Genomic DNA, 25,684 nt, shown 5'->3' with positions numbered 1-25,684 from the left:
GTTGATAAAAATTATTGACAATAAAATCTAACACTGATACTATGTAAAAAGAGTGAAAATGATTATCAGTAAAACATGGAGATAGTGTTCAAGTAGATTGGATAATCACTTTAAATTAGGAGGAGTAATGAAGAAGAGATATTTAATTTTAGCATTAATTGTTTTATCTTATATATCCTTATTTTTAGGAGCGAAAGACATAACATTAATAGATATATTTACAAAAGATCAGGATAAACTTATGGTATTTATGATAAGTAGAATTCCAAGATTAATAAGTATTCTAGTTGCCGGAATGGGAATGAGTATAGCAGGACTTATAATGCAGCAGATAAGTAAAAATAAGTTTGTATCTCCAACAACAGGAGCTACAATAGATGCAGCACAACTTGGAATAGTTATATGTATGTTATTTATGCCAAAGGCATCAATGTTTTCTAAGACAATAGTAGCATTTATATTTTCACTAATAGGAACATTTATGTTTATGAGAATACTTGGAAAAATTCAATTTAAAAATGTAATATTTGTTCCATTAGTAGGTATAATGTTTGGGAATATAATAGGATCTATAACAGATTTTATAGCATATAAATATGATCTTACACAAAATGTAGGTGCATGGATGCAAGGTGACTTCTCCATGATATTAAAAGGGAACTATGAAATACTATACATAACGATACCTATGATAATAATAGCCTATGCATATGCAAATAGATTTACTATCGCAGGTATGGGTGAAGATTTTGCTACTAATTTAGGTCTTAATTATAAGAAGGTAGTAAATTTAGGGTTAGTAATAGTTGCATTAGTAACAGTATGTGTAGTTGTTACAGCAGGAAGTATACCATATATTGGTCTAATCGTACCGAATATAGTTTCATTATACAGAGGAGACAATATAAAAGAAAATATATGGCATACGGGATTATTTGGAGCAGTTTTTGTTCTAGCATGTGATATATTTGGAAGATTAGTTATATATCCGTATGAAATAACAATAGGATTAACAGTAGGTGTTATGGGAAGTATAATATTCCTTTACCTTTTATTAAGGAGGAATGTAAGTGCAGCTTAATAGTGTAAATAAGAAGATAAATAAAAAAACTAACAAAGTAAATTCGAGTTTAAATAAAACTCTATATATAATGGGAGCTTTAGTAATAGTATTTGCAACATTATTTTTATTCTACGGTATAGACATGAATCATTTTGATTATGCAATATCAAAAAGAATACCTAAAATTATAGCAATAGTTTTAGGTGGTGGATGTATTGCATTTACAACAGTAGTTTTTCAAACTATAACCAATAATCAAATACTAACACCTAGTGTACTAGGATTGGACTCATTGTATGTATTAGTACAAACAATAATTGTATTTGCATTTGGATCAACGAGTATATTTATAGTTAATAAAAGTTATAACTTTGTGATAAATGTGGTTATAATGGTGGGAGCATCAATACTTTTATATAAAATATTATTTGAAAAAGGAAAAAATGATATATTTTTCTTATTGCTTGTAGGTATGATATTTGGAACTTTATTTAAAAGTGGTTCTTCATTTATGCAAATGGTAATAGATCCAAATGAATTTTTAGCTTTACAAAGTAGTATGATAGCTAGTTTAAATAATATTAACACAGACGTACTTATGATATCGATGATAATGATTATTGCTATAGTACCATTTATATATGATGATATAAAGTATTTAGATGTATTATCTTTGGGAAGAGAACAAGCAATAAATCTAGGCGTTGATTATGATTCATTAGTAAAAAAGATGATAATAGTGATTTCAGTACTAGTATCTATATCAACAGCTCTTATAGGGCCAATGACATTCTTAGGATTAATAGTTGCTAACGTTGCAAGAGAAGGTCTTAAGACTTACAAGCACAAATACTTAATTATAGGTTCAACTTTAATAAGTATGATAACTCTTGTGGGAGGTCAATTCTTTGTACAACATATATTTAGTTTTAACACAACTTTAAGTGTAATAATAAACTTTATAGGTGGTATTTACTTTATACAGCTTTTATTGAAGGAGAGTAAATAGATGATAGAAATAAAAAATATTTTAAAAAAATATAAAGATAGAAATGTTGTAGATAATGTTTCTTTCAATATAGAAAAAGGTAAAATAACTTCATTTATAGGTCCAAATGGAGCTGGTAAAAGTACAGTTTTAGGAATAGTTACTAGACTTATAAGTGGCGATGGTGGAGAGGTAGTTATTGAGGGTAAAAACTTAAGTGATTATCACACTAAAGAATTAGCAAAAAAAATAGCTATACTTAAACAATCAAATAATATAAGCTTAAAACTTACAATAAGAGAATTAGTTGGATTTGGAAGATTTCCACATAGTCAAGGAAACTTAAATGCTGAAGATGAAAAATATATTGATGAAGCTATAGAATATATGAAATTAACTGATATACAAGATAAGTACTTAGACGAATTAAGTGGAGGACAAAGACAAAGGGCATATATAGCTATGGTTATAGCTCAGAACACAGAGTATATATTACTTGATGAGCCTTTAAATAATTTAGATATGTCTCATTCAGTTCAAATGATGAAAGTTCTTAGAAATCTTTGTGATGATTTGGGTAAAACTATCGTATTAGTCATGCATGACATAAACTTTGCATCATGCTATTCTGATAATATAGTTGCACTTAAAAATGGTAGGATTGAAAAAGTTGGAAAAACAGAAGAGATAGTTCAAAAAGAAGTACTTGAAGACATATATGAAATGAATTTTGATATAAAAGAGATAAATGGAAATAAAATATGTGTTTACTTTTAATAATATAGGGCAATCTTAGTAAGATTGTCCTATAAAAAGAAAAATAATTGAGAATGATTTTAAATACTGAATTAGAAGTAAACTCAATATACAATAAATTTATATAAAGAGAGGGAGATATTATGAATAAAAAAGCAGCAATAATAGCAGGAGTTGCAATAATAGGACTAGTAGGAGCATTTGCATTAACTAAAAATAAAAATAATGTTACTCCAGATACAAATGTAGCAGCAGAAAGTACAATGACAATAACTCATGACTTAGGAGAAACAACAGTAGAAAAAAATCCTGAAAGAGTAGTAGTATTCGATATACCTACTTTAGATACAATGGAAGTTTTAGGAATAGACAATGTTGTTGGAGTTCCAACATCAACGTATCCAGAAAACTTATCAAAATATGACTCAGATGAATATGCAAAAGTTGGTACAGTTAAAGAAGTAGATTTAGAAGCTATAAAATCAGCAGATCCAGATTTAATAATAATAGGTGGAAGACAAGCAGATTATTATGATCAATTAAGTGAGATAGCACCAACAATATCAGTATCAAAAGAAAATACTGATTATGTAGGAAGTGTGACTGAAAATATAAATACTATAGCTGAATTATTTGAGGTGGAAGATAAAGCTTCAGAAGAATTAGCAAAAGTAAAAGAAAGATTAAATGAAGTTAAAGAATTAGTTAATGGTAAAGAAGCATTAACTGTTATGGTGAATGAAGGAAACTTAAGTGTTTATAGTGAAAACTCAAGATATGCTTTATTATATCAAGGTCTTGGATTCAAAACAGCAGATGAAACGATAGAAGATTCAACTCATGGTCAAACAGTTACATTTGAATACTTAGCTGAGCAAAATCCAGAATACTTAGTAGTTTTAGATAGAGGAGCTGCTACAGGAGGAGAGTCAACAGCTGAAACAGTATTAGATAATGACATAGTTAAGTCTACTGATGCATATAAAAACGGAAAAATAATATATTTAGATGCATATACTTGGTATATAAATGATGGTGGTCTTAACTCTATAAATATAATGATAGATGATATAGCAAATAATATAAAATAATAAAATTACTTAAAAAGTCAGTTTTAAGTTTAAACTTAAAACTGACTTTATTTATAAAAATGGGAGATATAGTATGTTTATAGAAACTAAAAAATTTACAGTAAAAAAGGGTTATGCAGAAAACATAATTAATAAATTTTCAAGACCCAGAAATGAAGATGATACAAATGAAAGAAAAAAACCTCAAGGACTTATTGATGTTACAATAATGCAAAAGTTAAGAAAAGAAGAACATGAAGAAGTAATAGTTATGTTTAGATGGGAAAGTCAAGAAGATCATAAAAACTTTAAACTTAGCGATGCTCATAAAGAGGGTCATAAAAACAAAGGTGAAAAGCCAGACTTTATAATAAATGTAAGTGTAGATATGTATGATGTTAAGCATATAAATATGTAATTAAAAAGAGATGATTATTAGGAGTCATCTCTTTTATATTGTGTAGATTTATTTTAGTTGGGTAATAAGTATATGATATACTAATTTTATAACAAAAATATATAATCATAGATAGGAGGAGTTAGTATGATAAAAGATTTTATAAAATATTATGAACCATACAAGAAGCTTTTTTTCTTAGATCTTTTAGCTGCATTTTTATTTTCAGCATGTAATTTAGTTTATCCAATGATAACTAGAGATATTATGAATGATGTTGTACCCAATAAAGATTTAAGAATGTTAATTATATTTGGTATAATACTTGCAGTTATATTTATTTTCAAGGCAATATTAAATCATTTTATGCAATACTGGGGGCATGTGGTTGGAGTTAGAATGCAAGGGGATATGAGAAATTATGTATTTACTCACTTACAAAAGTTACCTAATTCTTATTTTGATAATAATAAGACAGGTGTTACTATGTCTAGAATAATTAATGACTTAATGGAAGTATCAGAGCTAGCCCATCATGGACCAGAAGATTTATTTATATCAGGAGTTATGCTTATTGGTTCTTTCTTTATACTTTTAAATATAAATGTAGGGTTAACTATTATTATATTTGCAATACTACCACTATTAGTGTGGTTCGCAATTGCACAGAGAAAAAGAATGAATAAAGCATTTATGGAAACAAGAGTAAAGACTGGGGATGTTAATGCTACTTTAGAAAATAGTATAGCAGGGATGAAAGTTACTAAGTCTTTTTGTAATGAGAAAGAAGAATTAAAGAAATTCAACAATAGTAATAGTATATTTAAGATTGCTAGAGAGTCTGCTTATAAAGTTATGGCAGATTATTTCTCAGGAATGAACTTATTTATGGATATACTTGAACTTATAGCATTAATAGCAGGAGGATATTTCGCTTATATAGGAAAGATAACTCTTGGAGATTTTACAGCATATTTATTATATGTAAAGATGTTTATTGAACCGATAAAAAAGCTTATTAACTTTACAGAACAATATCAAAGTGGTATGACAGGATTTGAAAGATTTATGGAAATTGTTAATGAAGAAACAGAAAAAGAAGCTGAAAATCCTATAGAGTTAAAAGATGTAAAAGGAGATATAAACATTGAAAATATATCTTTTACTTATGAAGATAAAAAAGAAGTATTAAAAGGATTAAATTTAAATATAGAAGCGGGAAAAACCGTAGCACTAGTTGGACCATCAGGTGGAGGAAAAACTACTTTATGTAGTTTAATACCAAGATTTTATGAATTTGAACAAGGTGATATAAAAATAGATGGAATAAGTGTTAAAGATGTAAGTTTAAAATCATTAAGAAAAAATATTGGAGTAGTTCAGCAAGATGTATTTTTATTTACGGGAACTATAAAAGATAATATTATTTGTGCTAAGCCAGAGGCCAATGAGGATGAGATTATAGAAGCTGCAAAAAAAGCTAGAATACATGAGTTTATTGAAAGTCTACCAGAAGGATACGATACTTATATAGGAGAAAGAGGTGTTAAATTATCTGGAGGGCAAAAGCAAAGAATTTCTATATCAAGGATATTCTTAAAGAATCCACCAATAATTATACTTGATGAAGCAACTTCAGCTCTTGATAATGTTACTGAAAGAGAAATTCAAGCATCTTTAGAAGAGTTAAGTAAAGATAGAACTAATTTAGTAGTAGCTCATAGATTATCTACTGTAAGAAATGCTGATGAAATTGTTGTTTTAACTAATAATGGAATTGCAGAAAGAGGAACTCATGAAGAATTAATAAATAAAGGTGGAGTTTATAGTAAACTTCATAGATAATTATAATAAAGCTAGCAAAATTTGCTAGCTTTATTATTTGAAAGACTTAAAAATATATTTAAATTAGGATAGACTTTTGTTAAAAAATAATATAAAGTTTAGGAATATTGATTTAGACTAAAGATATATCATAAAAATAAAGGAGGTGCTAGATGTATATAGATTTCCATAATCATATAGATTTCCATAATCATATAGATTTTTATAGTAAGGATAAAGTCAATGAAGTAATAAATATTATAAATAAAGAAAAAATAATAACTATAGCTTGTGCAATGGATGAAAAAAGTTATATAGAAAATATTGGATACTCAAATAAAAGTGATTATATAATACCTATATTTGGTATACATCCTAGTAAAGTTAAAAATAATAAATTTAATTTTGATAAAATAGAAAATTATATAAAATATGCCCCTTTGATCGGAGAAATAGGCCTTGATTTTTATTGGGTAGAAGAAAAAGAAACTTATTTAAATCAAATTGAGGTATTTGAGTATTTTTTACAAACTGCTAAAAAATATAATAAATATATAAATGTACACACTAAGGGGGCAGAGGAATTAGTATTAGATTATATAAAAAAGTATGATGTGTCAGAACAAACTATAATACATTGGTACTCAGGAGAAGAAAAAACTTTAGAAAAGTTAATAGATATAAAGTGTTTGTTTACTGGAAGTGTTGATTTAGGGTACAGCGATAAAACTAATGAGATAATAAAGAAAATTCCAATAAACCAATTATTAGCAGAAACTGATGGACCAACTGCATTACAGTGGGTAAATAATATTTATGGAATGCCAGATGAAATAAAGAAAGTATATAAAAAAATAAGTGATATTAAAAATGTTGAAGTTGAAGAATTTAAAGAGCACTGTAGCAAAATACTAAAAGAAATAACAAATTTTAACAAAAAGTAGCGCAAGTTATTAAAGAATGATACAATTAATATAGAAAATAAAAAATACATACAGGGGAGCTAATTTGCTGAGAGGAGATTAAAATCTCGACCCTTAACCTGATTTGGGTAATGCCAACGTAGGTAGGATGTTAATTATAGTGATTAATAATATAAATTATTATATTTTATTATAAAAAGTCTTATCTTAATGATAGGACTTTTTTTATTAAAAATTAAAAGGAGGAAATAAAATGGTAATAGCAGATATAGCAGTAGTACCTTTAAGACCTTATAGAGGAGAAGAAGAAATGTATAAGGTTGTAGATGCATGTATAGAATGCATAGAAGAAAGTGGATTAAAATATGAAGTTGGTGCAAATAGTACAACTATAGAGGGAGATTTTGAAGACATCTTTAAAATAATTCAAAAGGTACATAAGTTACCTTTTGAACTTGGGTGCGAAAGAGTTATAACTACTGTTAGGATAGACGAGAAAGCAGGAGGAATAACAATTGAAGACAAGCTTAAAAATCATAGACAAAAGTAAAAATTATATCTACCCAATATTAACATTTATAACAATATTAATTATTTGGCAATTAGTTGTTGAATACAAAGAGATACCTCAATACATACTGCCAACGCCAATAGATATTATTAACGTATTTATTAATGACTATCAAGTTTTATTTGCTAATATAAAAGTTACTTTATATGAATCTATATGTGGTTTCATTTTGGCTTTAGTTAGTGCAATGTTTTTAGGAGTAATTATGGACTTTGTAAGTATAATAAGAAAATGCTTATACCCTATATTATTAGTTTCCCAAACTATTCCAACTATAACCATTGCACCACTTTTAATAATCTGGTTTGGATTTGATACTTTACCTAAAATATTAATGGTCAATTTAACTTGTTTCTTTCCAATACTTATAAACTTTGTAGATGGATTAGAAAATATAGATAAAGATTATCTAAATCTATTTGAAACTATGAAAAGTACAAAATTAAAAACTTTTATTCATTTAAAACTTCCAATGTCTTTAGATAAATTATTTTCAGGAGTGAAAATATCAGCAACATACATGGTTGTATCAGCAACTGTTGCAGAGTGGCTTGGAGGAACAGAAGGTTTAGGGGTATACATGGTAAGGTCAAAAAGTGCATATGCACTTGATAAGGTATTCGCATCAACAATTATAGTTGTAATACTTAGTTTAATATTCGTGGGAATAGTAGATATATTAAGAAAAGTAATAATAAGACATAAATAATCAGGAGGAGATAAGATGAAATTAAAAAGAATGATGTCACTAGCTTTAATTAGTACATTAAGTTTAGGAGTACTTTCAGGTTGTACAAAAAATAAAGAAGCAAAAAGTGAAAATGAATTACAAGATGTTACGATGGTCTTAGACTGGACACCTAATACTAATCATACTGGATTATATGTAGCGTTGGAAAAAGGTTACTTTAAAGACGAAGGATTAAATGTAAAAATAGTTCAACCATCTGATGGTGGATCAGCTACTTTAGTTGCAACTGGAAAAGCGGATTTTGGGATTAGTTATCAAGAAGAAGTTACTTATGCTAAGACAAGTAAAGATCCATTACCAATAAAAGCAATAGCAACAGTTATACAACATAATACATCAGGGTTTGCATCTTTAAAGAGTAAAAATATAACTTCACCAAAAGACTTTGAAGGAAAAACTTATGGAGGATGGGGATCTCCATCAGAAGATGCAATACTTGATGCTGTTATGAAAAAAGAAAATGTAGACTTTTCTAAACTAAAAGTTTTAGATGTTGGAGAAGATGATTTCTTTACAGCAGTAAATAACAGTGTAGATATGATGTGGATATTTGAAGGTTGGACAGCAATAGAAGCTAAGCAAAAAGGTATAGATTTAAATTATATATCATTAAGAGATTTAGATGAAAGATTAGATTATTATACTCCAGTTATAATATCTAATGAAACTATATTAAGTGAAAATCCAGAACTAGCTAAAAAGTTTTTAAATGCTACATCAAAAGGATATAATTATGCTGTAGAAAATCCAGAAGAATCAGCAAAAATCTTAGTAAAGCATGCATCTGAAATAGATGAAACCTTAGCTATAGAAAGTCAAAAATTCTTAGCAAATGAATATATAAGTGATGCAAGTAGATGGGGAGAAATGAAGGATAGTGTATGGAATAATTACACAGAATTTTTAAGAGAGTACAATTTAATAGAAAAGGATTTGAAAGCAAGTGATGCATATACCAATGAATTCTTACCAGAATAACAAAGCAAAGCTAATATTAAAAAATGTAAGTAAGAGTTATGATAATTTATTAATATTAAAAAATATAAGCATAGATATAAAAGAAGGGGAATTGATTACTTTATTAGGTCCAAGTGGAAGTGGTAAAAGTACAATATTTAATATAATAACAGGTATTACTAAAATGGATAGTGGAGATATGCACATAGATGGTAAAATAAGTTATATGCAACAAAAGGATTTATTATTGCCATATAAGAACATTATTGACAATGTATCTATTCCCTTAATTATTAATAAGAATAAAAAAAGTCAGGCCAGAAATATAGTGAAACCTTATTTTAAAGAATTTGGTTTAGAAGGGTATGAGCTTAAGTTTCCCAGTGAATTATCTGGTGGAATGAAGCAAAGGGCTAACTTTTTAAGAACTTTTATAAATAGTAAAGATTTAATGTTGTTAGATGAACCGTTTGGAGCACTTGATTCTATAACTAAGTCGAATATGCAAAAGTGGCTACTTAATGTTAGAAAAAAGTTTAACTCAACAATTATGCTTATAACTCATGATATAGAAGAAGCAATCACTTTATCGGATAGGATATACGTTATTTCTGAAAAGCCAGCAAGTATTAAAGCTGAATTTATATTAAATAATAAAAATAAATATAAGTTTGGCAGTGATGATTATATAAAATTAAAAAAAGATATATTGAATTTACTTTAGAAAATAGCTTAGATATATAGTTGTATATCTAAGCTATTTTTATTAAAAGAGTAATGTGAGAATATTAAAGTGTAAAAATGGATAAATTATACTTGTCAATATCATTCAAAGTTTCAGGAGGCATTTATGGACAATAATAAAAATAGAATGAAAGACAGACCAAAATCTAATGCAGAATTAAGAAAAATGTATTTCGAGCATGGCTCTGAAATCGGAGTAAAAGATGGCGAAAAAATAGGGGCAAGAAATTGCGGCACTAATAAAACTAAGAGTGAAAAACTATATCACAAAGTGAAAAAAGATGATTAATCAACCTAAATAAGAAGTGGCAATATAGCTACTTCTTATTTTTTTATAAAAGTATTTTTATTATATAATTGAAGTACTATAATGGAATTAAACAAGTACTTTAAATAAGGAGAAATTTAAATGAATATAAATAATATAGAAAATACAATAGATTTAAGAAAGAAAATAATAGAAAAATCATCTGAATTATTTTTAACTCAAGGGTATAATAAGACTACAGTTAGAAAGATAGCAGATGATTGTGGAATAGGAAGAGGACATCTATACTATTATTTTAAAAAGAAAGAAGATATACTACTTTTTATATACAGAGATTTTTTAGAAAAAATATATGAGTATATAAATAATAATAATGATATTGGCAGTAATACTATGGTTAGATATGCAGTTAGTCAGTATTTATATACATATATAATAGTAAGTTCACATTCATTATTTAGAATATATATAGAAGCATCTAAGGTAGACGTAATAAGAAAAGAATATGTGAGTATATTGATAGACTTATTTAATAAAAAAGGATTAAATAAAGAATTTGAATTTGATGAAGAAGATATATACTTAAGTATGACTATTGGATGTGCAGGAGAAAGTGAACTTCTAAATAGGTATTATGAGAAAGATTGTAGTTTAACTTTAGATGATATAGTAAATAGTACAATAATGACTAGATTATTACTACTTAACATTGATTATAATAAAATTAATAATATAATAGAAGAAGCTATAAAAATAATCAATAATTTAGACCTAGATAATATCAAAAGTATAAGTGAAATAAAAACATTTTGGTCTAAATATATACAGTAAAAGAGAGGTAAAAGTATGATTAAAGAATTACTAATAGGAAGCTCCCTTCTATTAGGAGGATACACTTTTTTTAGATTTGAGAATAAATCATTAGAGAAAGTGGAATATTTTATAGAAAATGAAAAAATTCCAAGGGAGTTTGATAACTTTAATATAGTTCAAATTAGTGATTTACATAATATGAAATTTGGAGAGAATAATTGTAAGCTGTTACAATATGTAGACGAATTGTGTCCAGATATCATAGTAATAACAGGAGATTTAGTAGATGGAGAAAAATCAAATTTTAATGTTGCTCTTAATTTAATAGATGATCTATCTAAGAAGTATAAAGTATATCATATAATAGGAAATCATGAACAAAAGGCTTTAATAAAGAGGTATAGAGATAAGTATAAAGAGTATTTTAGTGAATTAGGTAAGAAAAATATTATAAATTTAAATAATGAACATATTGAGATAAATCGTGGAAATAGTAGCATAAATTTATATGGATTAGTAGTTCCACTAAGTTGTTATAGATACTTATTTGAGAAAAAAGATAATATTAATATAGATAAAAAATATGTTGAAAAATTACTAGGACCTATAAATAAAGGTAAGTATAATATATTATTAGCTCATACTCCTTTTTATTTTAATGAATACGCAAAATGGGGTGCAGATTTAATTCTAGCTGGGCATGTCCATGGAGGAATAATAAGGTTGCCTTTTTTAGGTGGATTGCTATCTCCAAATAGAGAATTTTTTCCTAAGTATGACTTAGGGAAATATGAGTATAATAATTCAGAAATGGTATTAACTAAAGGACTAGGAGGTTCAAAAGTGTTAGTTAGAGTAAACTGTAGACCAGAGTTAGTCAAAATAATACTTAAGAGTAAAGAATAAAAATTTTATTAAATAATAAAATTAAATAATAAAATTTGAAAATAGAAATTGATAATAAAAGGATATAATGGTGAGTATATATAGAATAGTAAAGCGATGAATTAAGATAGAATTCATCGCTTTACTTTATTATAGAATACATTTTATTAAATTTGTATAATGACATTAAGTTAGGGGTGAAATACAATGTATTTATAAATTACTTAGGCATGCCTAAAATAGGAGGGAGAAATATGTACAGGTTAGCAAAACAGATAGCTAGTCATAGAAAACTTATAATATTCATAGCTTTAATTTTATTAATTCCATCATTATTTGGATATATAAAAACAAATATAAACTATGATATATTAAGTTACTTGCCAGATAGTAGTTCAACTATAAAAGCTGAAAAAATATTAAAAGAAGATTTTGGATCAGGGTCACTATCTATGCTTATTGTAGAAGGTATGGAAGATAAAGACGTTGCAAAATTAAAAGAAAAAGTTTCAAAAGTTGATGGTGTAAATAGTGTATTATGGATAGATGATTTTATGGACTTATCAGTACCTAAGGAAATTATACCCAAAGATATGGTTAATTTTTTATACAATGGTGATAAGTCTACTATGATGGTTATTAATTTTGAAGATGGTTCAGCCAGTACAAAAACTATGAATGCTATAGATGATATAAGACGTATAGCAGGTAAACAGACATTTTTAAGCGGTATGGCAGGAATAGTTAAGGATACTAAAGATATATCAGAACAAGAGATGCCGATGTATGTTATATTAGCAGGAATAGTAACTACAATAATATTATGTTTTGCATTAGAGTCTTATATAACACCATTTATATTCATTGGAAGTATTGCTTTAGCAATAATATATAATTTTGGTACAAATATAATATTTGGAGAAATTTCATACATAACAAAAGCATTAACTGCAATACTACAGCTTGGAGTAACTATGGATTATTCTATATTTCTTTTACATAGATACGATGAGGAATTAGAATTAACAGACGATAGAATCGATGCAATGTCAAAAGCAATTGTAAATACAGCTAAATCAGTATTTGGTAGTTCAATAACTACCGTAGCAGGTTTTTTAGCTCTATGTGCAATGGATTTAACTCTAGGTAAGGATATAGGATTAGTAATGGCAAAAGGTGTTATTATAGGCGTTATATGTACAATAACCATATTACCTGCATTTATACTTACATTCGATAAATTAATTCATAAATATAAACATAAAAGTTTATTACCTACATTTGAAAAAACATCAAATTTTATAGTTAAAAATTATAAAAAACTTGCTATTTTATTAGTAATTGTATTTATACCTGCCTTTATAGGGAATCAAAAAGCAGAAGTTTATTATAATTTAGATGAAAGTTTACCAGATAACTTAGACTCAATAGTAGCAACTAATAAATTGAGAACAGATTACAATATGAATAGTACAGATATAATCCTAATAGATAAGTCGATGAGTTCTTATGAAAAGTCAAATATGGTAAAAGAAATTGAAGATTTAGATGGAGTAAATTTAGTATTAGCATTAGAAAAATACTTAGGACCGGGGGTATATGAAGATATACTACCAAGTGAGATTTTAGATCAATTAATTTCTAATGGATACGAGGAGATTATAGTTAACTCAGAATACAAAGCTGCATCTCCAGAATGCTCAGAACAGTTAAAAGAAATGAATAAGATTGTTCATAAATATGATAAAAATGCTTTAATTGGTGGAGAAGCTCCACTGACTGAAGATTTAATACAAATAGCAGATACAGACTTTAAAAAAGTAAGTGCAGTATCTATAATAGCAATATTTTTAATTATAGCTATTATATTTAAGTCAATATCATTACCAGTAATACTAGTATTAGCAATAGAGACAGCTATTTTTGCAAACTTAGGAATACCGTATTATACAGGTACAGTAGAACCCTTTATAGCATCAATAGTTCTTGGGACAATACAGCTTGGGGCTACTGTTGACTATGCAATATTGCTTACATCTAGATTCCAAGAAGAGCTAATTAACGGATATGATAAATTCACAGCTATGAAAAACTCAATACAAAGCTGTGGAAGATCAATAGTTACAAGTGCATTATCTTTCTTTGGAGCTACAATTGGTGTTGGCATTATATCTAAATTAGAGCTTATAGGCTCATTATGTGCATTAATGGCAAGAGGTGCTATTATAAGTATGTTTGTAATTATATTCTTTTTACCAGCAATACTTATAATATTTGAAAAAATTATACTAAAGACTAGCAAAGGATTCTTAGAAGATAAGAAGAAACAAGAATTATCTACAGTTCAAGATTAAACTTTTATAAATTTTCGGGGGGATAAGATATGAATAGAAAAAATAAAACTATGAAAGTAAAGTCAGCAACTTTAATAACTGCAGCAATAGTTGCAAGTAATGGAACTTTAGTATTTGCCAATAATAGTGATATAAAAAAAGATGAAACAGTATATTCCATATTAGATGAAAATGGAAATATAAAAGAAAATATAGTATCAACATGGATAAAAAGTAATTCTAAGTTAGGGGAAATAAAAGATATAAGTGATCTTACAAATATAAAAAATTTAAAAGGTGATGAAGAGCCAACTATAAATGGTAATGATGTTACATGGAATATAGATGGAGATGATTTATATTATAGTGGTAATAGTACAAAATCAATACCGATTAATATAGGGATAAAGTATGAATTGAATGGTAAAAAAGTAGAACCAAGTGAAATTATTAATAAATCAGGTAAAGTAAAAATTACTATATCATTAAAAAATAGAGAGCCTAGAAGTATAGATATTAATGGTGAAAATAGAACAGTATATATACCATTTTTATCAGCTGTTGAAGTAATTATGCCTAGAGATAATTTTAAAGACATAGATGTAAGCAGTGGTACCGTTTTAGATGAAGGAAAAAATTGTTCTATAACTTTCATATCTGTACCAGGTTTAAAAGAATCATTAGATTTAGATCAAGATCTAAGTACAGTAATAGGATTAGAAGATGAACTAGTTATAGAAGCGAATGCTACAAATTTTACAATGCCTAGCATAATGGCTGTAGTTTCTCCTAATGCTTTAGATATGAATGAGTTAGAAAATTTAGATGAAAATAGTACTATAAGTGATTTAAGATCATCATTAGGTGATTTACAAAAAGGAGGAGAGTCTTTATTAGATGGGGCTAAACAATTATCTAAAGGTGCAAATGAACTAAATGAAAAGTATGCACTATTTAATAATGGAGTTAAAACATTAGATAGTGGGATAAGTGACTTAAATAAAGGTGTAGGTGAGCTAAGTAGCTCTACACCTGCATTAAGTCAAGGGGCAGGAACATTACATAGTGGTTTATATGAATTAAAGACAGCACAAGGACTATTCACACAAGGTGTTAATGTACTTGATAGTGGAGCAGCTCAATTAGATAGTGGAATATCTAGCTTGGTATCAGCATCACCACAATTAACAAATGGAGCAAATAGTTTAAATTCAGGGGTTAATGAATATGTAGGTGGAGTAAGTAAATTAGCAGGATCATATAAAGGTATAGATGATGGAATAAGTAGTGCGTATGAAGGAGCATCATCATTAGTAAATGGATTAGGTAATGGAGTAGGTAAGTTAAATCAGCTGAGTAGTAGTGATATAAGTTGGGCTATATCAATACTACAAAATAGTAGTGATCCAAATGTACAAAAAGTGGCACAAATGTTGGTAAATAACGGTGTAATAGACCAATTTAATGCTTTAAAAACTGGATTAAATGAAGCCTATGATGGAGCAAAAGAATTACAATCTGGACTTAAAAATCTTAAGTCTGGATCAGATACATTTAACACAAATTTAAAATACATTTCATCTAAAGGAAATGAATTAACAAACGGAAGTAGTCAGTTACTATCAGGGATAAATCAATTAGCTTTAGGAGGAGAGCAATTGAAGGAGGGAAGTAGTGCACTAAAATTAGGAACATCAGAACTAGCTTTGAATGCTTCTAAGTTAAATACAGCGACAGGAACTATATATAGTGGTAGCGGTGACTTATATGATGGAACTATTAAATTGAACCTAGGTGTAAATCAATTAAACCTAGGCTCAAAGACTTTAAAAAATGGAACAGCAGAACTTAGTGAAAATTCAAGTAAAATATTAAGTGCAACTGAACAATTAAGTAGTGGTGCAAGTAACTTATATAATGGAACTAATAAGCTTAAAACAGATGGATTAGATAAATTATATGAGTTAGGTGATGAAAAATTAAGTAAAATAGATGGAGTATTGCAAGCTAAGGATGAAATAATAAATATATCTAAAGAGTACGATAATTATGGTGGAAAATCTGAAGATATGCAAAGTAATGTGAAGTTTGTAATGAAAGTAGAAAGTAGCGCTGATGAGAATAGCGATGATAAGACTAAAAAAGAAGATAATACTAGTCACCAAAATGAAAAAGGCGGTATTTTAAAATGGATGAAAGGATTATTTAAATAAAGATTAAATTCTGATAGAATATTGAATAAATATATGTGAGTCTTATAAAGAAATATAATTAGTATTTAATATTGTTACTGATAATATTTATAGGGTAAAATATAGAGTATAAATTTATAATTTAAGGAGAGACAACTATGGAAGATATGAATATACTTATAACATCAGAAGCCAAAAGGGAGTTAGATAAGCTGTTAGAGAATAGCGATAAAAAATGTATAAGAATACTAACTAGATGTATAACAATGACATCTAATGCAAAAATAGATTTAGAATTAGATACCCCTAATGAAAATGACAATTTATATGATGTAGATGGATATAAAATAATTATAAATAAAGCATTAGACTCACAAATGAATTATATAACTATTTCATATGGTGGTCTTCTAAGTAGAAATGAATTTTGTGTAGAAGCAGATTTTTGTTTTTATTATTAAAATACAAAATAAAAGTACCGGTAACATAAGAATATACCGGTATTTTTATTTATAATGTTATATAAATTCAATATAAAGCTATATGAGATTATATAAATTTAATTAAATAAAAAGTAAAAAGTCATTGGATAAACTCAATGACTTTATTTATATACTTATAAAATCAAATCTAAATACCATAAGATCTTATGTAATGTAAATCTACAATTTAGTCTAAATTCTTACCTGTAAATGCTAAAGGTAAAAGTTCACCTAAAGTATATTCCAGATATTCATCTCTACTTTTAGCGATATAAATTTTAAAAGTTTCAAGATTACAAAATTCTGCCATAACCTGTCTACATACAGCACAAGGAGCACAGAAATCTCCTTCACCTTGACTTATGCCATGTTTATTTCCTACAATAGCTATTGCAGTGAAGTTATTATCTCCTTCTGAAATAGCTTTAAATATAGCTGTTCTTTCAGCACAGTTAGTAGGTGTGAATGCAGCATTTTCAATATTACACCCTTTATATATTTTTCCGTTATCGCAAAGTAGTGCAGCTCCTACGCTAAATCCTGAATATGGAGAATAAGATAATTTCTGAGCTTCAAATGCTTTGTCAATTAGTTCTTTTACATCGATCATAAATTCTCACCTAATCCTTTATATTTAATACTATAAAACTTTCTATATAATTATTTATATTACCCTTATTGAGGGATTATTATTGTATCATCAATAATTAAAAATGTAAATAGAAAAAATATTATTTCACTATACATTATTATTAATATGTAAAAATAATAAGTTTAACATATAGACTATTAAATGCATATTTTAGTAATAAAATTGTAAAGTTGGTGAAACTATGAAGCATAATTTGGGTATAAGTTTATTAATATCTTCAATATGTTTAGTTCAAATAGGATGCTCATCTGAGCCTGTAGTTAATAATAATAATATAGTTATTAAGGATGAAACCACTACAAACAATGAAAAGATAAGGAATGATAATACAGTTCAAAATAATCAAGTAATAAAAGAAAATAGTGAAAATAATGCGCCAAATAATTATTATATAATTTCCTACAGTAGTAGCCAGTATCTCACTTATGATGATATACGTTATTTAAGTAAAGAAGAACTAGCACTAGCTAGAAATGAAATATTTGCACGTCATGGATATACTTTTGATAAAGCGAAATATAAAAACTACTTTAGTAGTCAACAATGGTACACTCCAATTGGAAAAGTTGATATGAATACATTTAGTGATATAGAAAAATATAATATAAATTTTATAAAATCATATGAATAAGTAGAAATGAGGCATTACTTTAGATTGAAAAGTAGTGCTTTAACTTTTATACATTTAAAATTAAAAATAAATATAATAAAAAAGTTTAAAAAGACATAAATAAGTGTATATACTATATATTGCGTTTGGTATTATTATATACAACTATATATAGTGATATATAAAATATAAATTGTAAATGTAAAATACAAAACAAAAAGTTAGAAGGATGGGAGAAATGAACTGGATAAAGCTTAACAACCAAGTAATAATAAAAGATGAAGATGGCAAATATCAACTTGAAAAAGATAAAGAAGCCTTAGACAGTTACATAAAAGAATATGTAACTCCAAGATTAAGAGCATTTAATGGTATAGAGGAAAGATTAGAATATTTAATAAAAAATAATTATTACTCAGAAGAAATTATAAATAAATATAGTCTGGAGTTTATAAAAAAATTAGAAGAAAAAATAAAAAAATATGATTTTAAATTCCAATCATATATGAGTGGAAATAAATTTTATGGAAATTATGCTCTAAAGAGCGATGATGGTAAGGAAATTCTAGAAACTTACAATGATAAAGTGTTAATAACTTCATTAGCATTAGGCGATGGAGATGAAAAGTTAGCTTTAAAATTAGCTGAAAAGTTATCAAAACAAGAATTCCAACCAGCAACCCCAACATTTTTAAATGCAGGAAGAAAAAGAGCAGGAGAAATGGTATCATGCTTTTTACTATCAGTAGAAGATAGTACAGAAGGAATATCTTATGCCATATCTTCATCAAATCATCTATCAAAAATAGGTGGAGGAGTAGCTTTAAACTTATCAAGACTTAGAGCTAGTGGAGAAGATATAAAAGGAATACAAGGTGCTGCTGGTGGCGCAGTTGGAGTAGCTAAGATGTTAGAACAATCTTTTAGTTATTTTAATCAAATGGGAGCTAGACAGGGAGCAGGAGCTGTTTATCTAAGTGTATTCCATCCAGATTTTGAGATGCTTATGGACACTAAAAAAATAAATGCAGATGAAAAGATAAGATTAGCAACGTTATCTTTAGGAGCCGTTATACACAATAAATTTATGGAATTAGCAGAAAAAAATGAGAAAGCTTATGCATTTTATCCTCATTCAGTTTATAAAAAATATGGAGTTCATATTGATGAGATGAAAATGGATGAATGGTATGATAAATTAGCTAATGATGATGATATAAGAAAGAAAGAAATAAACCCAAGACAGATGCTAACAAAAATAGCTCAAATGCAACAAGAAAGTGGATATCCATATGTAGTATTCATAGATACAGCTAATAAAGAACATATTTTAAAAGATGTTGGAATAATAAAAATGTCAAACTTATGTTGTGAAATTTTCCAATATCAAACATCTTCTGATATAAAGGGTTATGGAGAAATGAATAATTGGGGACAAGATATAAGTTGTAACTTAGGATCATTAAATATTGCCAATGTAATGGATAATAAAGATATAGAAGGAACTGTTAATACAGCCATTAGAGCATTATCTTTTGTATCGGATAATACAAATATAAAAGCTGTTCCTACCGTTAAAAATGGAAATGATAAGTCTCATTCAATTGGTTTAGGGGCCATGAATTTACATGGATATTTAGTTAGAGAAAATATGCTATATACTTCTGATGAAGCTAGAGAATTTTCAGACGTATTTTTTGCAATGGTTAGATATTATGCTATAAAAGCATCTATGGAAATTGCAATTGAAAAAGGACAAACTTTTGAAGGCTTTGAAAAATCTGAGTATGCAAAAGGTAGAGAAAGTAGTGTTCTTTCAAAATATTATATAAACTCATACTTACCGAAAGCTAAAAAGGTTATTAAGTTATTTGAAGGTATATATATACCAACAAAGGAAGATTGGGCAAAGTTATTAGATGATGTAAAAATAAATGGAATCTATAATGCATATTTAACTGCAATAGCACCTACACAAAGTATTAGTTATGTACAAAACGCAACATCAAGTATAATGCCTATAACAGAGCCTGTTGAAGTAAGAACTTATGGAGATTCTACTACCATTTATCCTATGCCATTTTTAACTAATGAGAATATGCTTTACTACCAATCAGCATATAGAATGGATATGAGAAAAGTTATAGATATTGTATCTACTGTCCAACAACATGTAGACCAAGGCATATCAACTACATTATTTGTAACAGACGATAAGACTACAAGAGATATAGCCAAATTATATATATATGCATATAAAAAAGGATTAAAGAGTCTGTATTACACAAGAACGAAAATGACTAGAGATGATAATGAATGTTTAATGTGTTCAGTATAAGGAGATAGATTATGACTTTTAGATTAGGAAAAATACACAAAGCTGTAAACTGGAATAAAGAAGATGATGGATTTACACAAGCTTTTTGGGAACAAAATGTAAAACAATTTTGGTTACCAGAAGAAATATCTGTATCTAAAGACCTGAAGGTATGGAATGATTTAAATGATAAAGAAAGAGAATTATATAAAAAAGTTCTAGGAGGACTAACTTTATTAGATACAAAGCAAGGTAATAATGGAATACCATCAATGATGAGTTTAACTGAGAATCTTCAAAGAAAAGCAGTATTATCATTTATGGGAACTATGGAAGAAATACATGCAAAAAGTTATTCATCTATTTTTACAACACTTCTTTCTAGTAATGAAATAGATGAATTATTTGACTGGATAGAAACAGAAGAAACCTTACAAAAAAAAGCTGAGTTAATATTAGAGCAATATGAAAATACTAATGATCAAAAAAGTTTATACTTATCTATGGTTACAAGTGTATTCTTAGAGAGTTTCTTATTTTATTCGGGATTCTTCTATCCACTATACTTAGCTGGACAAGGTAAGATGGTTGCAAGTGGAGAGATAATTTCTTTAATACTAAGAGATGAGTCTTTACATGGTAAATATATAGGATTACTTGCCCAGGAAATATACGATACGTTTGATGATAGTGAAAAATTAGCACTTAAAGAAAGAATGTATGTTATACTTAATAATCTTATGAAAAATGAAATTGAGTATACTAACAAAATATATAAGGAAAGTAAACTTGAAAAAGAAGTTATAAATTTCTTACAATACAATGCTAATAGAGCATTAGAAAATTTAGGGTTTGAAGATTTATACGAAGTTAGTGATATAAATCCGATAGTTTTAAATGGATTAAGTACAGAAACTAAAACACATGACTTCTTCTCTACAAAAGGTAATGGATATCAAAAGGGTATATATGAAGAATTAGAAGATGAAGATTTTATAATTTAAAAATGTTTTTATATAGATAAAAACTATATTATTTTAATTAACATTATATCAATATAGTAAAGCTAAACAAATAAAAATTAATGAAGAATAAAATAAGGTAAATAAAAAATCTCTTAGTATTTAATACTAAGAGATTTTTTTATCTAATGGGAGTATACTTTGGAATAATAGTTCGTATTACGGTTAATATATAAAATAAATTTTATAAAATTACTGCTTACATTTAAAGAAAAAAATATGATAATCTTATATTGTAGGGTTGTTATACTTTAAATGAAAGGTGGTATTTTTATATGTATAAAGTAGGGGATTTAATTATTTATGGTAGTAGTGGAGTATGTAAAGTAGAAGATATAGGAGTACCTAATATAACTGGAATAAACAATAATAAAGATTATTACACATTAAAACCTGTATACCAGGATGGAAAGATATTTACACCGGTAGATACAAATATTTTTATGAGGCCTATTATGTCATATAAAGAAGTACAAGAATTAATAGATATTATACCAACAATGCAAAAAGATTTAATATATGACAAAAATGCAAGAGTAGTGGAAGATTATTATAAAGAATTTTTAGAAACTCATGATTGTTCAGAATTATTAACATTGATTAAAATGTTATATGAAAAAAAAGCTGATACTATAAATAATAAGAAGAAACCGAGTCAAATAGATGAAAAGTTTATGAGTATAGCTGAGAATTTAATTAATGAAGAATTTTCTGTAGTTTTAGGTATTGAGAAGGATGAGGTTCCTAATTATATTGGCAGCAAATTAGACAATACACAAGTTAATAATGAATAGAAATTTTATATAAAAGAACTCCAATCTTAAAAAAGAATAGAGTTTTTTTATTTTAGCTTTTTATTAATATTTGGTTAAGATAGTTACTATATAAAAAGTTAGGAATAATCTGTGTATATGTCTTAAAAAATGGAATACTAGAAATGAGGTGATTAGATGAAGTCAGTATGGACTAAAAGTTGTAATTTAACTAAAAGATATACTTTAGATAAAGATATAAATGTTGATAATTTAATTATTGGAGCAGGGATGGCAGGAGTATTAATAGGGTATATGTTAAAGAAAAATGGTGAAGATGTAATTTTAATTGATGCAGATGAAATTGCAAGTGGAAATACTAAAAATACTACTGCAAAGATAACATCTCAACATAATTTAATTTATAATAAATTAATATCTGAGTTTGGAGAAGAAAAAGCTGGACAATATGCTAAAGCAAATGAACTTGCTATAAAAAGATATAAAGAAATTATCGATGAAAGAAAAATAGATTGTGATTTTGAAAGTAAATCAGCATATACATATTCATTAAATGATATAGAGATAATTAAAAATGAGGTAAAAGCTGCTAATAGGCTTGGTATAAATGCTGAATTTGTAGAAAAAGTTAACTTACCTTTTGAAATTAAAGGAGCTATTAAATTTAATGATCAAGCACAGTTTAATCCACTTAAGTTTTTAAAAAATATTTCACAAGATTTAATTATATATGAAAACACAAGAGCATTAGAAATTAAAGAAAATTTAGTAATTACAAATAGAGGAAATATAACAGCAAACAATATTGTGGTAGCTACACATTATCCAATAATGAATATACCAGGATATTACTTTATGAAAATGCATCAAGAAAGAAGTTATGTTATAGCATTAGAAAATGCAACTTATGTTGATGGAATGTATGTAGATGTTAATAGCGATGGATATTCATTTAGAAATTATAATAACTTATTATTATTAGGAGCTATAAGTCACAGAACGGGAGAAAATGAAAATGGCGGTAACTATGATAAGTTAAGGAAAATTGCAAAGGAGTTATACCCTGAGTCTAAGGAAAAGTATACATGGTCTGCTCAAGATTGTATGACTATAGATAAAATACCGTATATAGGTAAATATTCTAAGGAAACTCCTAATATATATGTTGCGACAGGATTTAATAAATGGGGAATGACAAGTTCTATGGTGTCAGCTATGATAATATCCGATATGATACTAGAAAAAGAAAATGATTTTTCAGAAATATTTTCTCCAAGAAGATTTGATTTATCTTTATCTATAAGTAATATAGGTAGAGATATGGTAAAAACAGCTAAAAATTATATTGCACAAAAAATATATATTCCAAGTAGTGATATAGAGCACATTAAAAATGGACATGCTGGAATTGTTGAATATAATGGAGAAAAAGTTGGAGTTTATAAAAATAAGGAAGGGAAAGAATTTATTGTATCAACAAAATGCCCTCATTTAGGCTGTCAGCTTAGTTGGAATGCAGATGAATTAACATGGGATTGTCCGTGTCATGGATCAAGATTTGATTATAAAGGTAAATTAATGGGAAGTCCTGCAACCAAAGGGATTGTAGAGGATTAAACAAATATATGAGATATTTTCAAGAATATTAAGAAAATTTCGGGGGGGGTACATATTGATTTTATAAAAATATATGATAAAATATGTAAAAAAGGAGTTATATCATATAAGAATAGAGTTAAATTTTGATAGAGTACTATATTAATATATGTATTGATGTAATTGAATTTATAACCTCAGTGTAGATACTTTTATCTATTACTGGGGTTTTTATTTAATATATAATATAAAGACTAGTAGGGGTTAAGTAGAAAGGTTGAGTAAATATGGAATTAAGAGAATTGAAAAATTTATCATATAAGATAGAAGATGAATTAAGAAAAGAAATAGAAGAGGTAAGTGACTTTATATTTAATAATCCAGAACTAGGAGGGCAAGAATATATATCATCTAAATATTTAGTAGATAAAATATCTCAATATGGATTTAATGTTGAATATCCTTATTGTAATATAGACACTGCTTTTAGAGCTGAGATTGGAGATAATGAGGAGACTAGTATAGCTTTTTTAGCTGAATATGATGCTTTACCAGGTTATGATGGACCGAATGGATTAGGACATGCTTGTGGTCATAATTGGATAGCTGCAGGAACCTTAGGAGCGTGCTTAGTTTTAAGTAAATTAAAAAAATATTTTAAGGGGAAAATTGTGTTAATAGGAACACCAGCAGAAGAAACTATAGGATATAAGTGTGACTTAGTTAAAGCAGGAGTTTTTAATGACATAGATATAGTTTTTCAAATGCATATAGAAGCTTTTAATAATATAAACTGTAAGGCATTAGCTATGGATTCTATAGAGTTTTCTTTCAAGGGAGTTGCAGCTCATGCAGCAAGTCACCCACACATGGGAGTTAATGCTTTAGATGCAGTGCAACTTACATTTGCAGGAATAAATGCATTAAGGCAACATGTTACATCAGATGTAAGAATACATGGAATAGTAAGTAATGGTGGAGAAGCTCCTAATATAGTTCCAGATAGAGCTAGCTGTAAATTTTATGTTAGGGCAGAAGATAGAAAAAATTTAGAAGTTGTAAAAGAAAAAGTAATAAACTGCGCTAAGGGAGCAGAACTAATGACTGGTTCACAATTAACATATAGATATTTTGAAAATTCTTTTGATAATATTATAAATAATAGTATATTACAAGATATAATGAGAAAAAATCTAGCTAATGTAGGTATAAGTGAATTATTAGAATCACAAGATGGACCAACTGGTTCAACTGATATAGGAAATGTAAGCCAAGTTTGTCCAACTATGTATACAGAACTAGCTTTAGATATATGTCCAATAGTAAGAGTACATGAGAAGGAGTTTTTAAATTATGCTAACTCATTAGAGGCGTATGATAAGCTTCATAAGTCAGTTAAAGCAATGGTTACTTCAGCTCTAGAAATATACTTAGATAAGAAATTGCTTAAAGAAATAAAAAAAGAGCATATAAAAAATATAAGTTTATAGATTAAATATAAAAACCGCATCACATATATGATACGGTTTTTATATTTAATAATATTAATATTGGTGCCGGATATGGGACTTGAACCCATACGGTATTACTACCAACGGATTTTGAGTCCGTCGCGTCTGCCATTCCACCAATCCGGCATTTTCTGAAAATTTAAATATTATATTAAAGATTATAGCAATAAATTATAACGTTTGCAA

General features: G+C 27.3%; 24 protein-coding genes, 1 tRNA gene and 1 riboswitch. Of the genes, 23 read left to right on the top strand and 2 right to left on the bottom strand.

The features are described from left to right. The first annotated feature begins 127 nt into the window (after positions 1 to 127). From I2A66_RS11670 to I2A66_RS11590, 17 genes are all read left to right on the top strand, one after another. Positions 128 to 1,081, top strand: coding sequence for an ABC transporter permease (locus tag I2A66_RS11670; RefSeq protein ID WP_122640230.1), 954 nt, complete (start codon positions 128 to 130; stop codon positions 1,079 to 1,081). Further along, entirely contained in the window at positions 1,071 to 2,072 is a 1,002-nt protein-coding gene (locus I2A66_RS11665) for an iron chelate uptake ABC transporter family permease subunit (protein ID WP_330566221.1), read from the top strand. The genes I2A66_RS11670 and I2A66_RS11665 overlap by 11 nt, the downstream gene beginning before the upstream one ends. Beyond that, the gene (locus I2A66_RS11660) at positions 2,073 to 2,828 is read left to right on the top strand and encodes an iron ABC transporter ATP-binding protein (RefSeq protein WP_122640231.1); all 756 of its coding nucleotides are present in this window, start codon (positions 2,073 to 2,075) and stop codon (positions 2,826 to 2,828) included. A 122-nt stretch (positions 2,829 to 2,950) separates the two neighbouring features. Next, positions 2,951 to 3,898, top strand: coding sequence for a siderophore ABC transporter substrate-binding protein (locus tag I2A66_RS11655; RefSeq protein ID WP_122640232.1), 948 nt, complete (start codon positions 2,951 to 2,953; stop codon positions 3,896 to 3,898). Positions 3,899 to 3,971: 73 nt separating this feature from the next. After that, a complete protein-coding gene (locus I2A66_RS11650; RefSeq protein WP_122640233.1) occupies positions 3,972 to 4,295 on the top strand; it encodes an antibiotic biosynthesis monooxygenase in 324 nt (107 codons plus the stop codon). Between the two features lie 126 nt (positions 4,296 to 4,421). Then, a complete protein-coding gene (locus tag I2A66_RS11645; protein ID WP_122640234.1) occupies positions 4,422 to 6,119 on the top strand; it encodes an ABC transporter ATP-binding protein in 1,698 nt (565 codons plus the stop codon). 152 nt (positions 6,120 to 6,271) lie between these two features. Further along, a complete protein-coding gene (locus I2A66_RS11640; protein WP_195251710.1) occupies positions 6,272 to 7,042 on the top strand; it encodes a TatD family hydrolase in 771 nt (256 codons plus the stop codon). Positions 7,043 to 7,084: 42 nt separating this feature from the next. Next, a riboswitch (TPP riboswitch) is annotated at positions 7,085 to 7,184 on the top strand. A gap of 90 nt (positions 7,185 to 7,274) precedes the next feature. Then, the gene (locus tag I2A66_RS11635) at positions 7,275 to 7,571 is read left to right on the top strand and encodes an MTH1187 family thiamine-binding protein (protein WP_122640236.1); all 297 of its coding nucleotides are present in this window, start codon (positions 7,275 to 7,277) and stop codon (positions 7,569 to 7,571) included. Next, entirely contained in the window at positions 7,537 to 8,301 is a 765-nt protein-coding gene (locus I2A66_RS11630) for an ABC transporter permease (protein WP_122640237.1), read from the top strand. Before I2A66_RS11635 ends, I2A66_RS11630 begins: the two co-directional genes overlap by 35 nt. Before the next feature lie 15 nt (positions 8,302 to 8,316). Continuing rightward, entirely contained in the window at positions 8,317 to 9,321 is a 1,005-nt protein-coding gene (locus I2A66_RS11625; protein ID WP_122640238.1) for an ABC transporter substrate-binding protein, read from the top strand. Then, positions 9,302 to 10,024 (top strand): ABC transporter ATP-binding protein, encoded by a 723-nt coding sequence (locus I2A66_RS11620; RefSeq protein WP_195251699.1) that lies wholly within the window; start codon positions 9,302 to 9,304, stop codon positions 10,022 to 10,024. Before I2A66_RS11625 ends, I2A66_RS11620 begins: the two co-directional genes overlap by 20 nt. A gap of 126 nt (positions 10,025 to 10,150) precedes the next feature. Further along, complete coding sequence (locus tag I2A66_RS11615) at positions 10,151 to 10,333, top strand: hypothetical protein (RefSeq protein ID WP_122640240.1); 183 nt, start codon at positions 10,151 to 10,153, stop codon at positions 10,331 to 10,333. 120 nt (positions 10,334 to 10,453) lie between these two features. Then, entirely contained in the window at positions 10,454 to 11,143 is a 690-nt protein-coding gene (locus I2A66_RS11610) for a TetR/AcrR family transcriptional regulator (protein ID WP_122640241.1), read from the top strand. Positions 11,144 to 11,158: 15 nt separating this feature from the next. Further along, entirely contained in the window at positions 11,159 to 12,031 is an 873-nt protein-coding gene (locus tag I2A66_RS11605) for a metallophosphoesterase (RefSeq protein ID WP_122640242.1), read from the top strand. Between the two features lie 233 nt (positions 12,032 to 12,264). After that, on the top strand, positions 12,265 to 14,364 hold the full coding sequence (locus I2A66_RS11600) for an efflux RND transporter permease subunit (RefSeq protein WP_147515693.1): 2,100 nt from the start codon (positions 12,265 to 12,267) through the stop codon (positions 14,362 to 14,364). Positions 14,365 to 14,393: 29 nt separating this feature from the next. Further along, on the top strand, positions 14,394 to 16,556 hold the full coding sequence (locus tag I2A66_RS11595; RefSeq protein WP_122640244.1) for a hypothetical protein: 2,163 nt from the start codon (positions 14,394 to 14,396) through the stop codon (positions 16,554 to 16,556). A gap of 137 nt (positions 16,557 to 16,693) precedes the next feature. Beyond that, entirely contained in the window at positions 16,694 to 16,996 is a 303-nt protein-coding gene (locus I2A66_RS11590; protein ID WP_122640245.1) for a hypothetical protein, read from the top strand. Positions 16,997 to 17,204: 208 nt separating this feature from the next. Here the strand turns inward: I2A66_RS11590 and cdd are convergent, their stop codons facing one another. Continuing rightward, positions 17,205 to 17,627, bottom strand: coding sequence for a cytidine deaminase (gene cdd, locus I2A66_RS11585; RefSeq protein WP_122640246.1), 423 nt, complete (start codon positions 17,625 to 17,627; stop codon positions 17,205 to 17,207). 223 nt (positions 17,628 to 17,850) lie between these two features. Between cdd and I2A66_RS11580 the strand changes: the two genes are divergently transcribed. The 6 genes from I2A66_RS11580 to I2A66_RS11555 all read left to right on the top strand — a co-directional run bounded on the left by I2A66_RS11580 (position 17,851) and on the right by I2A66_RS11555 (position 25,477). After that, positions 17,851 to 18,300, top strand: a complete 450-nt coding sequence (locus I2A66_RS11580; RefSeq protein ID WP_147515694.1) for a YARHG domain-containing protein — start codon at positions 17,851 to 17,853, stop codon at positions 18,298 to 18,300. 217 nt (positions 18,301 to 18,517) lie between these two features. Further along, positions 18,518 to 20,617 (top strand): class 1b ribonucleoside-diphosphate reductase subunit alpha, encoded by a 2,100-nt coding sequence (nrdE, locus tag I2A66_RS11575; protein ID WP_122640248.1) that lies wholly within the window; start codon positions 18,518 to 18,520, stop codon positions 20,615 to 20,617. Between the two features lie 11 nt (positions 20,618 to 20,628). Then, on the top strand, positions 20,629 to 21,600 hold the full coding sequence (gene nrdF / locus I2A66_RS11570) for a class 1b ribonucleoside-diphosphate reductase subunit beta (RefSeq protein WP_122640249.1): 972 nt from the start codon (positions 20,629 to 20,631) through the stop codon (positions 21,598 to 21,600). 293 nt (positions 21,601 to 21,893) lie between these two features. Continuing rightward, entirely contained in the window at positions 21,894 to 22,412 is a 519-nt protein-coding gene (locus I2A66_RS11565; protein WP_147515695.1) for a CarD family transcriptional regulator, read from the top strand. A 156-nt stretch (positions 22,413 to 22,568) separates the two neighbouring features. Then, positions 22,569 to 24,008, top strand: a complete 1,440-nt coding sequence (locus I2A66_RS11560) for an FAD-dependent oxidoreductase (protein WP_122640251.1) — start codon at positions 22,569 to 22,571, stop codon at positions 24,006 to 24,008. A 266-nt stretch (positions 24,009 to 24,274) separates the two neighbouring features. Then, complete coding sequence (locus I2A66_RS11555) at positions 24,275 to 25,477, top strand: M20 family metallopeptidase (protein WP_147515696.1); 1,203 nt, start codon at positions 24,275 to 24,277, stop codon at positions 25,475 to 25,477. 61 nt (positions 25,478 to 25,538) lie between these two features. Here the strand turns inward: I2A66_RS11555 and I2A66_RS11550 are convergent. Next, a tRNA-Leu gene (locus tag I2A66_RS11550) sits at positions 25,539 to 25,624 on the bottom strand. Positions 25,625 to 25,684: the final 60 nt, after the last annotated feature.

The organism is Romboutsia sp. 1001713B170207_170306_H8, from assembly GCF_015550495.1.
Lineage (GTDB): Bacteria > Bacillota > Clostridia > Peptostreptococcales > Peptostreptococcaceae > Romboutsia_E.
This window is presented reverse-complemented; position numbering and strand designations above follow the sequence as displayed.

Coding starts and splice junctions, on each gene's coding strand:
- I2A66_RS11670 (WP_122640230.1), top strand. CDS start 128: ATGAAGAAGAGATATTTAATTTTAGCATTAATTGTTTTATCTTATATA.
- I2A66_RS11660 (WP_122640231.1), top strand. CDS start 2,073: ATGATAGAAATAAAAAATATTTTAAAAAAATATAAAGATAGAAATGTT.
- I2A66_RS11655 (WP_122640232.1), top strand. CDS start 2,951: ATGAATAAAAAAGCAGCAATAATAGCAGGAGTTGCAATAATAGGACTA.
- I2A66_RS11650 (WP_122640233.1), top strand. CDS start 3,972: ATGTTTATAGAAACTAAAAAATTTACAGTAAAAAAGGGTTATGCAGAA.
- I2A66_RS11645 (WP_122640234.1), top strand. CDS start 4,422: ATGATAAAAGATTTTATAAAATATTATGAACCATACAAGAAGCTTTTT.
- I2A66_RS11640 (WP_195251710.1), top strand. CDS start 6,272: ATGTATATAGATTTCCATAATCATATAGATTTCCATAATCATATAGAT.
- I2A66_RS11635 (WP_122640236.1), top strand. CDS start 7,275: ATGGTAATAGCAGATATAGCAGTAGTACCTTTAAGACCTTATAGAGGA.
- I2A66_RS11625 (WP_122640238.1), top strand. CDS start 8,317: ATGAAATTAAAAAGAATGATGTCACTAGCTTTAATTAGTACATTAAGT.
- I2A66_RS11620 (WP_195251699.1), top strand. CDS start 9,302: ATGAATTCTTACCAGAATAACAAAGCAAAGCTAATATTAAAAAATGTA.
- I2A66_RS11615 (WP_122640240.1), top strand. CDS start 10,151: ATGGACAATAATAAAAATAGAATGAAAGACAGACCAAAATCTAATGCA.
- I2A66_RS11610 (WP_122640241.1), top strand. CDS start 10,454: ATGAATATAAATAATATAGAAAATACAATAGATTTAAGAAAGAAAATA.
- I2A66_RS11605 (WP_122640242.1), top strand. CDS start 11,159: ATGATTAAAGAATTACTAATAGGAAGCTCCCTTCTATTAGGAGGATAC.
- I2A66_RS11600 (WP_147515693.1), top strand. CDS start 12,265: ATGTACAGGTTAGCAAAACAGATAGCTAGTCATAGAAAACTTATAATA.
- I2A66_RS11595 (WP_122640244.1), top strand. CDS start 14,394: ATGAATAGAAAAAATAAAACTATGAAAGTAAAGTCAGCAACTTTAATA.
- I2A66_RS11590 (WP_122640245.1), top strand. CDS start 16,694: ATGGAAGATATGAATATACTTATAACATCAGAAGCCAAAAGGGAGTTA.
- cdd (WP_122640246.1), bottom strand. CDS start 17,627: ATGATCGATGTAAAAGAACTAATTGACAAAGCATTTGAAGCTCAGAAA.
- I2A66_RS11580 (WP_147515694.1), top strand. CDS start 17,851: ATGAAGCATAATTTGGGTATAAGTTTATTAATATCTTCAATATGTTTA.
- nrdE (WP_122640248.1), top strand. CDS start 18,518: ATGAACTGGATAAAGCTTAACAACCAAGTAATAATAAAAGATGAAGAT.
- nrdF (WP_122640249.1), top strand. CDS start 20,629: ATGACTTTTAGATTAGGAAAAATACACAAAGCTGTAAACTGGAATAAA.
- I2A66_RS11565 (WP_147515695.1), top strand. CDS start 21,894: ATGTATAAAGTAGGGGATTTAATTATTTATGGTAGTAGTGGAGTATGT.
- I2A66_RS11560 (WP_122640251.1), top strand. CDS start 22,569: ATGAAGTCAGTATGGACTAAAAGTTGTAATTTAACTAAAAGATATACT.
- I2A66_RS11555 (WP_147515696.1), top strand. CDS start 24,275: ATGGAATTAAGAGAATTGAAAAATTTATCATATAAGATAGAAGATGAA.